Source organism: Streptomyces sp. NPDC053750 (genome assembly GCF_044544295.1).
Classification (GTDB): Bacteria; Actinomycetota; Actinomycetes; order Streptomycetales; family Streptomycetaceae; genus Streptomyces.
The window spans coordinates 561967-575036 of the sequence record NZ_JBITXB010000001.1; the positions used below are offsets into that span (position 1 = coordinate 561967).

Annotated in this window: 13 protein-coding genes; 3 read left to right on the forward strand and 10 right to left on the reverse strand. The window is 71.8% G+C overall.

Annotated features, from left to right (window positions below; all coding sequences use genetic code 11):
* Positions 1-30: 30 nt before the first annotated feature.
* A complete protein-coding gene (locus tag ACIGO6_RS02395) occupies positions 31-1428 on the forward strand; it encodes an MFS transporter (RefSeq protein ID WP_399871572.1) in 1398 nt (465 codons plus the stop codon).
* Between the two features lie 131 nt (positions 1429-1559).
* Complete coding sequence (locus ACIGO6_RS02400; RefSeq protein ID WP_399871574.1) at positions 1560-2693, forward strand: carbohydrate kinase family protein; 1134 nt, start codon at positions 1560-1562, stop codon at positions 2691-2693.
* 247 nt (positions 2694-2940) lie between these two features.
* Here the strand turns inward: ACIGO6_RS02400 and era are convergent, their stop codons facing one another.
* From era to ACIGO6_RS02415, 3 genes are all read right to left on the reverse strand, one after another.
* Complete coding sequence (gene era / locus ACIGO6_RS02405; protein WP_399870133.1) at positions 2941-3894, reverse strand: GTPase Era; 954 nt, start codon at positions 3892-3894, stop codon at positions 2941-2943.
* A gap of 65 nt (positions 3895-3959) precedes the next feature.
* Entirely contained in the window at positions 3960-4313 is a 354-nt protein-coding gene (locus ACIGO6_RS02410) for a cytidine deaminase (protein ID WP_399870135.1), read from the reverse strand.
* Positions 4314-4351: 38 nt separating this feature from the next.
* On the reverse strand, positions 4352-5245 hold the full coding sequence (locus ACIGO6_RS02415; protein WP_399870136.1) for a helix-turn-helix transcriptional regulator: 894 nt from the start codon (positions 5243-5245) through the stop codon (positions 4352-4354).
* Between the two features lie 94 nt (positions 5246-5339).
* Here ACIGO6_RS02415 and ACIGO6_RS02420 point away from each other — a divergent pair, with 94 nt between their 5' ends.
* Positions 5340-6785 carry an MFS transporter gene (locus ACIGO6_RS02420; RefSeq protein ID WP_399870137.1) on the forward strand — a complete coding sequence of 482 codons (1446 nt, stop codon included), beginning with the start codon at positions 5340-5342 and terminating at the stop codon, positions 6783-6785.
* Here the strand turns inward: ACIGO6_RS02420 and ACIGO6_RS02425 are convergent.
* The 7 genes from ACIGO6_RS02425 to ACIGO6_RS02455 all read right to left on the reverse strand — a co-directional run bounded on the left by ACIGO6_RS02425 (position 6747) and on the right by ACIGO6_RS02455 (position 12857).
* Positions 6747-7118: an MmcQ/YjbR family DNA-binding protein gene (locus tag ACIGO6_RS02425; RefSeq protein ID WP_399870139.1), complete on the reverse strand. Its 372-nt coding sequence runs from the start codon at positions 7116-7118 to the stop codon at positions 6747-6749. The genes ACIGO6_RS02420 and ACIGO6_RS02425 overlap by 39 nt on opposite strands.
* On the reverse strand, positions 7115-8419 hold the full coding sequence (locus tag ACIGO6_RS02430; RefSeq protein ID WP_399870140.1) for a hemolysin family protein: 1305 nt from the start codon (positions 8417-8419) through the stop codon (positions 7115-7117). Before ACIGO6_RS02430 ends, ACIGO6_RS02425 begins: the two co-directional genes overlap by 4 nt.
* Positions 8416-8913 (reverse strand): rRNA maturation RNase YbeY, encoded by a 498-nt coding sequence (ybeY, locus tag ACIGO6_RS02435; RefSeq protein ID WP_067244387.1) that lies wholly within the window; start codon positions 8911-8913, stop codon positions 8416-8418. The genes ACIGO6_RS02430 and ybeY overlap by 4 nt, the downstream gene beginning before the upstream one ends.
* 12 nt (positions 8914-8925) lie before the next feature.
* Positions 8926-10005: a PhoH family protein gene (locus ACIGO6_RS02440; protein WP_399870142.1), complete on the reverse strand. Its 1080-nt coding sequence runs from the start codon at positions 10003-10005 to the stop codon at positions 8926-8928.
* A 107-nt stretch (positions 10006-10112) separates the two neighbouring features.
* Positions 10113-11441, reverse strand: coding sequence for a GH1 family beta-glucosidase (locus ACIGO6_RS02445; protein WP_399870144.1), 1329 nt, complete (start codon positions 11439-11441; stop codon positions 10113-10115).
* Between the two features lie 57 nt (positions 11442-11498).
* Complete coding sequence (locus ACIGO6_RS02450; protein WP_399870146.1) at positions 11499-11765, reverse strand: protealysin inhibitor emfourin; 267 nt, start codon at positions 11763-11765, stop codon at positions 11499-11501.
* A gap of 21 nt (positions 11766-11786) precedes the next feature.
* Positions 11787-12857, reverse strand: a complete 1071-nt coding sequence (locus ACIGO6_RS02455) for a M4 family metallopeptidase (protein ID WP_399870148.1) — start codon at positions 12855-12857, stop codon at positions 11787-11789.
* Positions 12858-13070: the final 213 nt, after the last annotated feature.

Genomic DNA, 13070 nt, shown 5'->3' on the forward strand with positions numbered 1-13070 from the left:
CCGCTCGTGTCCGCAGCAGCAACTCCCGAGGTGTATTCCCCCGCAGTACAGTCCGCCGTCCGCAAGATCTTCCGCCGCGTGGTCCCCCTCTTCTTCGTCATGTTCGTGGCGAACTACATGGACCGCGTCAATCTGGGCTTCGCCCAGGACGAACTCCGTGCCGACGTGGGCATGTCGGCCGCCGCGTTCGGGCTCGGCGCGGGCGTCTTCTTCATCGCGTACGCCATCTTCGAAGTCCCCTCCAACATCCTCATGGAGCGGTTCGGGGCCAAGGTGTGGCTCACCCGCATCATGATCAGCTGGGGCGTCGTCGCCACCGCGATGGCCTTCGTCAACAGCGTGGAGATGTTCTACGCCCTGCGTTTCCTGCTCGGCGTCGCCGAGGCCGGCTTCTTCCCGGCCGTCATCTACTACTTCAGCCGCTGGCTCCCCGACTCCCACCGGGGCCGCGCCACCTCCGTCTTCCTGATGGGCTCCGGCACCGCCACCGTCATCGTCGGCCCGATCTCGGGCGCGCTGATGGAGATGCACGGGATCTGGGGCCACGCCGGCTGGCAGTGGATGTTCTTCATCGAGGGCATCTTCTCCGTCGTCCTCGGCTTCGTCGTCTACCGCTTCCTCGACTCCGGCATCGAGCAGGCGACCTGGCTGACCGACGAGGAGAAGACCGGCCTGGTCGCGGCCATCGACGCCGAACAGGACGCGCGGGACGTGCGGCGCGGGGAGAAGGCGGCCAAGGTCTCCCGCTGGAAGCTGCTCGCCGACCCGCAGATGCTCCTCTTCCTGTGGATCTACTTCGCCATCAACGTCGCCCTGTACGCGGTGACCTTCTGGCTGCCGTCGATCGTGGACGACATCGGCGGGGTGAACGACTTCCAGGTGGGGCTGCTGACCGCCGTGCCCTGGCTGTGCGCGCTGGTCGCCCTGTTCGTCAGCGGCCGGGTCTCGGACCGCATCGGCAAACGCCGGCCCGTGCTGGTGGTCCTGCTCCTGCTCGGCGGCTGCGGCACCCTGCTGGCCGTGTTCGTCTCGCCGTGGGTCGGGCTCGGCGCGCTGTGCCTGGCCGCGATGGGCTTCAAGCCCGCCTCTCCGATCTTCTGGACGATCCCGCAGAGCTATCTCGACGCCCGCGCCGCGGCCCCCGGCATCGCCCTGATCAACTCCATCGGCAATCTGGGCGGGTTCGTCGCCCCCACCGCCTTCGGTATCATCGAGGACACGACGGGCTCGACCAAGGGCGGCCTGGTCGGGCTGACCTGCGTCGGTTTCCTGGCCGCGCTGAGCGTGCTGCTGGTGCGCGGCGGCGGACGCAACGACCGGGTCCGCGCCCGGCCGGACAGGGCGTCGGCGGCCCCGGCGCCGGAGACCTCGCCCACGACCGCACCGGGCGCCGCCCGGAGCGCGCGGCCGGGACCGGCCACGGCCTGACGCCACCGGCGCGAACGCCCCCGGGTTGTCAGTGGCGTGGTGCACACTGGCCTGATCCGCACCATGCCAGGGAGCGCACCGTGACAGCGTCCACCGTGTCCACCGCGTCCGACGTGCCCGCCATGCCCGCCATGCCGGCCGACGAGAGGACGCACCGCCACGTCCCGGACGAGGGATCGCACCGCCACCACCAGGTCGATCCCCTCGCCGCCCTGCGCAGGCCGCAGGACCCGCCCTGGGACGTGTATCTGACCGGCACCGTCTTCCTCGACGTCGTCTTCACCGGGCTCGACTCCGCCCCGGTGCGCGGGACCGAGTCCTGGGCACGCGGGATGGGGTCGAGCCCGGGCGGCGTCGCGAACATGGCGACCGCGCTGGCCCGCCTCGGCCTGCGCACCTCGCTGGCCGCGGCCTTCGGCGACGACCACTACGGCGACTACTGCTGGGACGCGCTCGCGCAGGGCGAGGGCATCGACCTGACCCCCTCGCGCACCGTCCCCGGCTGGCACTCGCCGGTGACGGTCTCGATGGCGTACGAGGGGGAGCGCACGATGGTCTCCCACGGCCACGAGCCGCCGCCCGAGGAGATGTCCCCCGACTGCCCGCCCCGCGCGCGTGCCGCCGTCGCCTCCCTCACGCCCGGCGTCAGCGCCCCCTGGATCGCCCGGGCCGCCGCGCGCGGCACCCGCGTCTTCGCCGACGTCGGCTGGGACGACACCGGGGCGTGGGACCTGGCGGGGCTGCCCGACCTCGCGCACTGCGAGGCCTTCCTGCCGAACGCGGAGGAGGCCATGCGCTACACCGGCGCCACCTGCCCCCGCGCCGCCGCGCACGCCCTGACCGAGCACGTGCCGCTCGCGGTGGTCACCCTCGGCGCGGACGGCGCGTACGCGGTGGACCGGCGCACGGGTGAGAGCGCCGAGGTCCCGGCCATCGAGGTGGAGGCCCTGGACCCGACCGGCGCGGGGGACGTCTTCGTCGCCGGCTTCGTCACCGGCACCCTGGCCGGCTGGCCCCTGGCGGACCGCCTCGCCTTCGCCGGCCTCACCGCCGCTCTCTCCGTCCAGGAGTTCGGCGGCTCCCTGTCGGCGCCCGGCTGGTCCGAGATCGCGACCTGGTGGCGCAAGGTCCAGTCGGTCGAGGGCCAGGACCCGACGGCCCTGCGCCGGTACGCGTTCCTGGCGGACCTGGTCCCCGACGCCCCCCTCGCCCCATGGCCCCGCCGCCGCGCGGTCCCGACCATCGGCTTCCGCCCCCCGGCCTGACCGGACGCGCCGCGGGTCAGCCTCAGAAGTGCTGGGCGGGGCCGCGTAGAGCCGGCGGTGCCGTGGCCGGACGCGGTCAGCTGCTCAGAAGCCGAGGCGCCGCAGCTGCTTGGGGTCGCGCTGCCGGTCCTTGGCGACCTTCACGTGCAGGTCCAGGCTGTGTCGATGTGCGGCTACCGCCGCGTGGCCGGCGTGTTGGGCGGGCCGCGTAGAGCCGGTGGTGCCGTGGCCGGAGGCGGTCAGCTGCTCAGAAGCCGAGGCGCCGCAGCTGCTTGGGGTCGCGCTGCCAGTCCTTGGCGACCTTCACGTGCAGGTCCAGGAAGACCGGAGTACCGAGCAGTGCCTCGATCTGCTTGCGCGACTTGATGCCGACGTCCTTCAGGCGCTTGCCCTTGGGGCCGATGATGATGCCCTTCTGGCTCGGGCGCTCGATGAAAACGTTGGCGTGGATGTCCAGCAGTGGCTTGTCGGCGGGGCGGTCCTCGCGCGGGAGCATCTCCTCCACGACCACCGCGATGGAGTGCGGCAGCTCGTCCCGCACGCCCTCCAGCGCGGCCTCGCGGATCAGCTCGGCGACCATGACCTGCTCGGGCTCGTCGGTCAGATCGCCCTCGGGATAGAGCGCGGGGCCCTCGGGCAGCAGCGGGGTCAGCAGGTCGGCGAGCAGGTCCACCTGCTTGTTCGCCGTGGCCGACACCGGGACGATCTCCGCCCAGGTGATGCCCAGTTCCTCACCGAGCCGGTCGATCGCGATCAGCTGCTCGGCCAGGGTCTTGCCGTCCACCAGGTCGGTCTTCGTGACGATCGCGACCTTCGGCGTCTTGCGGATCCCCGCCAGCTCCTTGGCGATGAAGCGGTCACCGGGGCCCAGCTTCTCGTTGGCCGGCAGACAGAAACCGATGACGTCCACCTCGGCCCACGTCGTGCGCACGACGTCGTTCAGCCGCTCGCCCAGCAGCGTGCGCGGCTTGTGCAGACCCGGGGTGTCCACCAGGATCAGCTGGGCCTCCTCGCGGTGCACGATGCCCCGCACGGTGTGCCGGGTCGTCTGCGGACGGTTCGAGGTGATCGCCACTTTCTGCCCGACCAGAGCGTTCGTGAGGGTGGACTTGCCCGCGTTGGGGCGGCCCACGAAGCAGGCGAAGCCGGCCCGGTGGACAGCCTCGGCCGGCTCTTCGGATGACTGGGTACGAACGCTCATGGCGCCCATTGTCCCTGATCCCCGGAGCCCCGACGCACCACGTCCGTCCACGGGGCCGGGCACGGTCAGCCCGCGCTCACCGTGTCACGGACCGTGCCGTCCGGCCCGGCGAGCAGCACGGGCGTCCCGGCCCCGCCCAGGTCCCGGACCGCCGCCCGGTCCTCGTCCGCCACCGACTCCGCGGCGGTCACCACGGCCGCCGCCTCCAGCGACGTCGCGCCGGACGCCACCGCCATCGCCACCGCCGTACGCAGGGCGCTGAGCTGCAGGGAGTCCAGGGCGACCGTGCCGGCGACGTACGTGCGGCCGGTCTCGTCGCGGACGGCGGCGCCCTCGGGGACGCCGTTGCGGGCCCGGGCCGAGCGGGCCAGGGTGACGATCTTGCGGTCCTCGGGGTCGAGGGCGGGAGTCTCGGTCATGAGGCGAGCATACGTAGCCGCGCCGGGCGCCGGACCGGTCACCCCGCCACCGGGTACATCGCCCCGCGCCGGCCCTCCGGCGACGCCAGCCACTCCAGCTTCGCCGCGCTGTTCGCCTCGTCCAGCGGTGTGTGCAGCACGATCGTCAGATCGGGCCGCGCGGGCACCTGCAACGCCGTCGACTCCAGGCTGAGCAGCCCGACCAGCGGATGGTCCAGCTCCTTGCGGATCTGCCCGGCGTCCTCGATGTCCCGTTCCTCCCACAGCGTCGCGAATTCGCCGCCGACCGCCTTCAGTTCCGCCAGCACCTGCTGGAATCCCTCGTCCTCGGGGTGGGCCGCGCAGGCGGCACGGAACTGGGCGACGACCGTGCGGGCGTTCTGCTCCCAGCTGCGGCTGCGCGAGCGGTACAGCGGGTCGGTGAAGAAGTCGACGATGCAGTTCCACGTGGTCCCGGGCCGCATGCCGAGCACCGTCGCCGCCGCGTCGTTGTACATCACGCAGTTGTAGTACCGGTCCATGATGTGCGCCGGATACGGCATCCACGTGTCGATCAGCCGCCGCAGCCCCTCGCACATGTCCCGCTTGGCCGGCTCCACCTCGGCCGCCGGCGGGTTCAGACCCGCCAGCACGTACAGATGGCGGCGCTCGGCGTTGCTCAGCCGCAGCACCCGGGCCACCGCGTCCAGCACCTGCGGGGAGACGGAGATGTCGCGGCCCTGCTCCAGCCACTGGTACCAGGAGGCACCCACCCCGGCGAGTACGGCCACCTCCTCGCGGCGCAGCCCCGGCGTCCGGCGCCGCGCCCCGCCGTCCGGCAGCCCGACCTCGGCCGGGGAGACCCGGGCCCGCCGGCTCATCAGAAACTCCCGCAGCTCACTACGGCGCCGATCCCGGCCCGCCGCGCGGGCCCTCACGATCACGTCCGGCACGTACGTACTCCCCCCGTAGCCACTCCTGGTGGTGCCACCACCAGGACAACTTGCCGCTCCCCAAGGCTATTCCGGCGCCCGCAGGCTCTTGACCATGGCGATCGACACCTCCCCGACCTCCGTGGCGAAGCCCGCCGCTCCCCGGCTCGCGCCCCGCGACCGGCTCGTCCTGTTCGTGCTGTGCGCGGCCCAGTTCATGGTCTCGCTCGACTTCTCCGTCCTGAACGTGGCCCTGCCCGTGCTCGGCGCGGACCTCGGCATGAGCCCGTCCGCCCTCCAGTGGGCGGTCACCGCGTTCGCGCTGCCGTCCGGCGGGTTCCTGCTGCTCTTCGGCCGCATCGGCGACCTGTACGGGCGCCGCCGGCTGTTCCTCACCGGCCTCGCGCTCTTCGGCGCCGCCTCGCTGCTGGCGACCTTCGCCTGGGACCCGGCCTCCTTCCTCGCCGGACGCGCCCTGCAGGGCCTCGGCGCGGCGGCCATCGTCCCGACCGGCATGTCCCTGCTGACGACGACCTTCCCGGAGGGGCCGGCCCGCGACCGCGCCCTCGGCATCTCCGGCACGCTGCTCTCGCTCGGCTTCACCGTGGGCATGGTGGCCGGCGGGGTGCTGACCGACCTGCTGGGCTGGCGTTCGACGATGGGCCTGCTCGCCCTGTTCGCCCTGATCGTGCTGCCGCTCGCCCCCGGCCTGCTCCCCGAGTCCCGCACCTCCGAGGGTCCCCGCCTGGACGTCCCCGGCGCCGTCACCGTCACCGGCGGCCTGCTGTCCCTGATCTACGCCCTGTCGACGGCCGCCGAACACGGCTTCGCCCGCACCGACGTCCTCGTCACCCTCGTCGCGGGCCTGCTGCTCCTGGCCGCCTTCGCGGTCGTCGAGTCCCGCACCGCGGCCCCGCTGGTCTCCCTGCCGATGCTCCGCCGCCGCACGGTGGCCTGGGGCAACCTGGGCGGCCTCGTCACCTTCTCGATGATGTCGACGGTGGTCTTCGTCCTGACCCTCTACCTCCAGGAGGTCCTGCACCTGACCGCCTTCGAGACCGGCCTGGTCTTCGGCGTGCAGGGCGTCCTGTCGGTGGTGGCCGGTTCGTACGCCCCCCGCGTCATCGGCCGCTTCGGCGCCCGCCGCACCCTGGCGGGGGCGCTCGCCGGGCAGGGTCTGCTGGGCGCCGCCCTGCTGGGGCTCGGCGAGGGCGGCGCGTCGGTCTGGCTCGCCACGGCCGCCGTCTCGCTGGCCAGCATGTGCCACCTGGGCGCGATCGTCTCCTACGGCCTGACCGTCACCTCCGGCGTCCCCGACGAGGAGCAGGGCCTGGCCACCGGCCTGGTCACCTCCACCCAGCAGGTCGGCCTCACCGTCGGCATCCCGCTGCTGGGCGTCCTGGCCACCACCTCCCCGGACCTGATGTCCGGAGTCCGCACGGTGCTGGTCCTGGACACGGCGATCGTGCTGGCGGCGGCCGTCCTGGTCGGTGCGGGGCTGCGCGCCCGCCGGACGGCGGGCTCAGGGACGGTCGAGGCGGAGCCGCTCGGCACGCGGTAGACCGGCGACGACCAGGTCGTACGAGTCCTCCACGAGCTCCCGGACGAGACGGTCCGGGAGCTCGCCGGCCGGTCCGCCGTCCACGGTCACCGTGTTCCAGTGCCGTTTGTTCATGTGCCAGCCGGGGACGATCAGGCCCGGGTGATCGGCGCGCAGCCGGATCGCGTCGTCGGGGTCGCACTTGAGGTTGACGGTGAGCGGGCGCCCGCCCAGCGAGGTGAGCGCGAACATCTTCCCCAGCACCTTGAAGACCGACGTCTCCGGATTGAAGGGGAAGTCCTCCACCGCGGCATTGAAGGAAAGACAGAACCCGCGCAGCTCCTCGGGACTCACTCCGCCGCCGCCTCCTCGGAGCGCTTCACCGCGCCCACCGGCTCCACCAGCACGGTCACGATCTTGTTCCGGCGGCCGGCCGCGGCCTCCGCCGTCAGCCGCAGCTCGCGGCCGTCGGGCAGCTCCACCATCGACGAGGCACCGGCGATCGGCACCCGGCCCAGAGCCTTCGCCAGCAGACCGCCGACCGTCTCCACGTCCTCGTCGTCGAACTCCTCCAGGCCGTACAGCTCGCCCAGGTCGCCGATGTCGAGCCGCGCGGTGACCCGGAAGCGGTCCTCGCCCAGCTCCTCGACGGGCGGGAGCTCCCGGTCGTACTCGTCGGTGATCTCGCCGACGATCTCCTCCAGGATGTCCTCGATGGTGACGATGCCGGCCGTGCCGCCGTACTCGTCGACGACGACGGCGACGTGGTTGCGCTCCTTCTGCATCTCGCGCAGCAGGTCACCGGCGTTCTTGGTGTCGGGCACGAAGAACGCCGGCCGCATCGCCGTGGAGACGAGGTCGCCCTCCGCCTCCCGGCTGATGTGCGTCCGGCGGACCAGGTCCTTCAGGTACACGATCCCGACGATGTCGTCCTCGCTGTCCCCGGTGACCGGTATCCGCGAGAAACCGGAGCGCAGGGCGAGGGTCAGCGCCTGGCGGATGGTCTTGTAGCGCTCGATGACCACGAGGTCGGTCCGCGGGACCATGACCTCCCGCACCAGCGTGTCCCCGAGCTCGAACACCGAGTGCACCATGCGGCGCTCCTCGGCCTCGATCAGGGACTCCTTCTCGGCGAGGTCGACCAGCGCACGCAGCTCCGCCTCGGAGGCGAAGGGACCGCGGCGGAAGCCCTTGCCGGGCGTGAGCGCGTTGCCGATGAGGATCAGCAGCGGCGGGATCGGCCCCATGATCCGGGCCAGCGGCACCAGCACGTACGACGCGACCGTCGCCGTGTTCAGCGGGTGCTGGCGCCCGATGGTGCGCGGGGAGACCCCGACGGCGACGTACGAGACGAGCACCATCACCGCGATGGCGATCACCAGCGCCTCGCCGGTGCCGTCGAACTGCTGGAGACAGGCGTACGTGACCAGCGCGGCGGCGGCCATCTCGCAGGCGACGCGGACCAGCAGCGCCACGTTGAGGTAGCGCGTCGGGTCGGCGGCGACCTTGGCGAGCTTCTCGCTGCCGCGGCGCCCGGACCGTACCGCCTCCTCGGCGCGGAAGCTGGAGACCCTCGCGAGTCCCGCCTCCGCGCACGCGGCGAGCCAGGCGATCACCACCAGGGCGACCGCGCCGGCGATGAGGGGGAGGCTCATGAGACGGTCGGGGCGGGGGACGGGCCGGTCAGGCCCTTCTCCGCACGCCAGCCGTCCACGATGGCGGCCTGGAGGCCGAACATCTCGGCCTTCTCGTCCGGCTCCTCGTGGTCGTAGCCCAGCAGGTGCAGCACCCCGTGGACGGTGAGGAGCTGGAGCTCCTCGTCCATGGAGTGCTGCGTCGGTGCCTCGGTGCCCTGCTTGGCGGCGACCTCCGGGCAGAGCACGATGTCGCCGAGCAGCCCCTGCGGCGGCTCGTCGTCGTCCTTGGACGGCGGACGCAGCTCGTCCATCGGGAAGGACATGACATCCGTGGGGCCGGGCAGGTCCATCCACTGGATGTGGAGCTGCTCCATGGCGTCGGCGTCCACGACGATCACCGAGAGCTCGGAGAGCGGGTGGATGCGCATCCGCGCGAGCGCGTAGCGGGCGATGTCGAGGATCGCCTGCTCGTCGACCTCGGTTCCGGACTCGTTGTTGACGTCGATCGACATGGTCGTGCTGGTCTACTTCCCCTTGGCCTTGGCACCGTTCCTCGGGGCACGGCCGCCCTTGTGGGTGCCGTTCTCGGTGCCGTTCCTGCTGTCGTACAACTCGTACGCGTCGACGATACGGCCCACCAGCTTGTGCCGTACGACGTCGTGGGACGTCAGCCGGGAGAAGTGGACGTCCTCGACGCCCTCCAGGATCTCCTGCACCTGCCGCAGACCGGACTTGGTCCCGCCGGGCAGGTCGACCTGCGTCACGTCACCCGTGATCACGATCTTCGAGTCGAAGCCGAGACGGGTGAGGAACATCTTCATCTGCTCGGGGCTGGTGTTCTGCGCCTCGTCGAGGATGATGAAGGCGTCGTTCAGCGTCCGGCCGCGCATGTACGCCAGCGGCGCGACCTCGATCGTCCCGGCCGCCATCAGCCGCGGGATCGAGTCCGGGTCGAGCATGTCGTGCAGCGCGTCGTACAGCGGGCGCAGATACGGGTCGATCTTCTCGTACAGCGTGCCCGGCAGGAAGCCGAGCCGCTCGCCGGCCTCGACCGCCGGGCGGGTCAGGATGATGCGGTTGACCTGCTTGGACTGCAGGGCCTGCACCGCCTTGGCCATCGCCAGGTAGGTCTTGCCGGTGCCCGCGGGGCCGATGCCGAAGACGATGGTGTGCTTGTCGATCGCGTCGACGTACCGCTTCTGGTTCAGCGTCTTGGGGCGGATGGTGCGGCCGCGCGAGGACAGGATGTTCTGCGTGAGCACCTGGGCCGGGGTCTCCTGGCCGTCGCTCTCCCCGTTCTCGCTCGCCTTGAGCATGGCGATCGAGCGTTCCACTGCGTCCTCCGTCATCGGCTGCCCCGTGCGGAGCACCAGCATCATCTCGTCGAACACGCGCTGGATCAGAGCGACGTCATGGGTGTCGCCGACCGCGCTGATCTCGTTGCCCCGGACGTGTATGTCGGCCGCCGGGAAGGCCGTCTCGATCACGCGCAGCAGGGAGTCCCCGGAACCAAGAACGGTCACCATGGGGTGCTGGGCGGGGACGGAGATCTGTGCTCTCGCCTGCCCCTGCGCGGGAGTGTGAGCTGAGGGTGTCTGAGTCATGGGCCGGCGCTCTAGGCCTGCTCGTCCTCCTCTGCGGCGTGCGCCGCGTGACGGATGTGGTCTGCTGCATCCAGCGTACGACTCCCCGCCGACAGCGCCGAGGGCTTTTATCCGACCGGCGCCCGCCGCGCGCCGCGGACCAGATCACGGAACCAGCCGTACGACGCCTTGGGTGTGCGTTCGAGCGTCGCGAAGTCCACGTGGACCAGCCCGAACCGGCGCGCGTACCCCTCGGCCCACTCGAAGTTGTCCAGCAGCGACCACACGAAGTAACCGCGCACGTCCACGCCCGCCTCCAGCGCCCGGTGCAGGGCGCGGACGTGGCCGTCGAGGTAGGCGATGCGGTCCTGGTCGTCGAGGCCCTCGTAGGAGCAGCCGTTCTCGGTGATGACCACGGGCGGGAGCCGGTCGCCGTAGCGGTCGCGCAGGCCGGTGAGCAGCTCCGTCAGCCCCTCGGGAACCACGGGCCAGCCGAAGTCCGTCACCGGCCGGCCCTCGATCGCGCGCACCGAGAAGGGCAGCGCGGCCGGGAGCGGCACCCCGCCGAACTCGGTTTCCGCGCCCTCCGGGGCGCCCACCCGCGCCGGTGCGTAGTAGTTCACCCCGTACCAGTCCAGCGGCTCGGCGACGATCTCCAGGTCCGCTTCGATCCGTCCGGCGGAGCCCGGCATCAGCTCACCGATGCCCTCCGGGTACCGGCCGGTCAGCAGCGGCTCGGAGAACAGCCGGTTCAGCAGGACGTCGTAGAACTCCGCCGCCTCCCGGTCGGCCGGTTCCTCCGACGCCGGCCAGGTCGGCGCGTGCGAGTTGGCGATGCCGATGTCCGTGGCGCCGGACGCGCGCAGGGCCCGTACCGCCAGACCGTGCGCGAGGAGCTGGTGGTGGGCCACCGGCAGGGCGTCGAACAGCAGCTCCCGGCCGGGGGCGTGGGTGCCGAGGGCGTGGCCCAGCAGGGTGTGCTCGGCGGGCTCGTTGAGGGTGATCCACTTGCCGACCCGGTCGCCCAGCCGGTCCGCGACCACCGACACGTACTGCGCGAACCGGGACGCCGTGTCCCGCGCCAGCCAGTCCAGACCGGCCGGCAGGTCCCAGTGGAAGAGCGTCGGCACCGGCCGCACGCCGGCCGCGCACAGCTCGTCCACCAGGCGGTCGTAGAAGTCGAGGCCGCCGGGGGAGTCCACCCGGGGCCAGGAGACCGAGAAGCGGTAGGCGTCCACGCCCAGGTCCGCCAGCAGCGCCACGTCCTCGCGGTAGCGGTGGTAGTGGTCGCAGGCCACCGCCGCCGTCGAGCCGTCCTTGACCCGGCCCGGCCGGTCCGTGAAGTCGTCCCACACGGACCGGGCGCGCAGGTCGGCCGCGCCCTCGATCTGGTGCGCCGAGGTCGACACGCCCCACAGGAAGCCGTCCGGGAACCGGGGTACCGGGTTCGTCGCCATGCGCGGATCATCCGTACACCCGGTGAGCGAAGTCAACGCCCCCGCACACGCACGGCGTTACGCCCCCTCCTTCAGTACCCGCGAGATCAGTTTCCGCTGCTCGTCCGTCAGCCGGGGATCGGCGGCGTACACGGTCTTCCCGTCCACCGTGATCTGGTAGCTGAACCCGTCCGGCACCCCGACCGGCGGCGTGCCCCGCCCGTCGGCGGTCGCCCGCTCCGCCAGGGCGTGCCACTCGGCCGCGTCGGGGCGCCCCGCGGTGTCCACCTCCGCGTGGCGCTCGATGCCCGCGAAGCCTCCTGTGCGCCTCACCTGAATCCGCATGGGTCCGTGTCTAGTACGGAACTACAGCGCGCGCACCCCGACCTGCTCCCAGGCCTTGCGCACCGCGTCCAGCTCGTCCCCGTCCCCGTAGCGCTCCCGTGCGGCCTTCACGGTCAGCGTGGCGAAGTCCGTGAACGACGCGTCCTGCGCCAGCTCGCCGCCGGTCAGCACGTCGTACCAGACCTGCCCGGCCTGCTCCCAGGCGTGCCCGCCGAGGGCGGTCGCGGCGAGGTAGAAGGCGTGGTTGGGGATGCCCGAGTTGATGTGGACGCCGCCGTTGTCGCGGCCGGTGCGGACGTAGTCGTCCATCGTCGCGGGCTGCGGGTCCTTGCCGAGGACGTCGTCGTCGTACGCCGTGCCCGGCGCCTTCATCGAGCGCAGGGCCACGCCCGTCACGCGCGGGGCGAGCAGGCCGGCGCCGATCAGCCAGTCGGCCTCGGCGGCGCTCTGGCCGAGCGAGTACTGCTTGATGAGGGCGCCGAAGACGTCGGACACCGACTCGTTGAGGGCGCCGGGCTGGCCGTAGTAGGTCAGGTTGGCGGTGTGCTGGGTGACGCCGTGGGACAGCTCGTGGCCGATGACGTCGAGGGGGATGGTGAAGTCGAGGAAGATCTCCCCGTCCCCGTCGCCGAAGACCATCTGCTCGCCGTTCCAGAAGGCGTTGTTGTACTCGCGGTCGTAGTGCACGGTCGCGTCCAGCGGCATGCCGGCGGCGTCGATGGAGTCACGCCCGTACACCTTGAGGAAGTGCTCGAAGGTGGCGCCGAGACCCGCGTAGGCGCGGTTCACGGTGGCGTCCTGGCCGGGCTCGTCGCCCTCGCCGCGCACCTCGCGGCCCGGCAGGTCGGTGCCGTGCCGGGCGTCGTAGATGGTGCGCTGCGGCTTTCCGGGCTCGGCGCCGGCGCGCGGGGCCACGGTGGGGGCGCCGATGACCGTGGTCAGACCGCGGCGGGTGCGCTCGAAGGCGTCGCGCTGGAGGGTCCGGCGGGCGGGGCCGGCGAGCACGGGGTCCTGGTTCTGGGCGAGCCGGTCGAGGACGTGGGGCGGCACGATGGTGCAGAAGACGGGCACGAAGCCCCCGTTGGTCGTCATGCTCCGCACACTCGCACTGCGTGACGGTCCTGTCACCACCCGCAACCATGATTGATGAACCGGGGTGCCAAGAAGGCCCGGCGAGCAGCCGGGAGTGGTATACGGCACTTTTTGTCCCGGTTCCCTCCGTGGTCCCGCATACTGATACGGACCCGCGTGACCGGCGTGGCTCGGCTATGGTGCTGAGCATCATGCGTTTCGGGCTGCTTCTCC

Coding starts and splice junctions, on each gene's coding strand:
- ACIGO6_RS02400 (WP_399871574.1), top strand. CDS start 1,560: ATGCCGGCCGACGAGAGGACGCACCGCCACGTCCCGGACGAGGGATCG.
- era (WP_399870133.1), bottom strand. CDS start 3,894: ATGAGCGTTCGTACCCAGTCATCCGAAGAGCCGGCCGAGGCTGTCCAC.
- ACIGO6_RS02440 (WP_399870142.1), bottom strand. CDS start 10,005: ATGACTCAGACACCCTCAGCTCACACTCCCGCGCAGGGGCAGGCGAGA.
- ACIGO6_RS02455 (WP_399870148.1), bottom strand. CDS start 12,857: ATGACGACCAACGGGGGCTTCGTGCCCGTCTTCTGCACCATCGTGCCG.
- ACIGO6_RS02450 (WP_399870146.1), bottom strand. CDS start 11,765: ATGCGGATTCAGGTGAGGCGCACAGGAGGCTTCGCGGGCATCGAGCGC.
- ACIGO6_RS02410 (WP_399870135.1), bottom strand. CDS start 4,313: ATGACCGAGACTCCCGCCCTCGACCCCGAGGACCGCAAGATCGTCACC.
- ACIGO6_RS02445 (WP_399870144.1), bottom strand. CDS start 11,441: ATGGCGACGAACCCGGTACCCCGGTTCCCGGACGGCTTCCTGTGGGGC.
- ybeY (WP_067244387.1), bottom strand. CDS start 8,913: ATGTCGATCGACGTCAACAACGAGTCCGGAACCGAGGTCGACGAGCAG.
- ACIGO6_RS02430 (WP_399870140.1), bottom strand. CDS start 8,419: ATGAGCCTCCCCCTCATCGCCGGCGCGGTCGCCCTGGTGGTGATCGCC.
- ACIGO6_RS02420 (WP_399870137.1), top strand. CDS start 5,340: ATGGCGATCGACACCTCCCCGACCTCCGTGGCGAAGCCCGCCGCTCCC.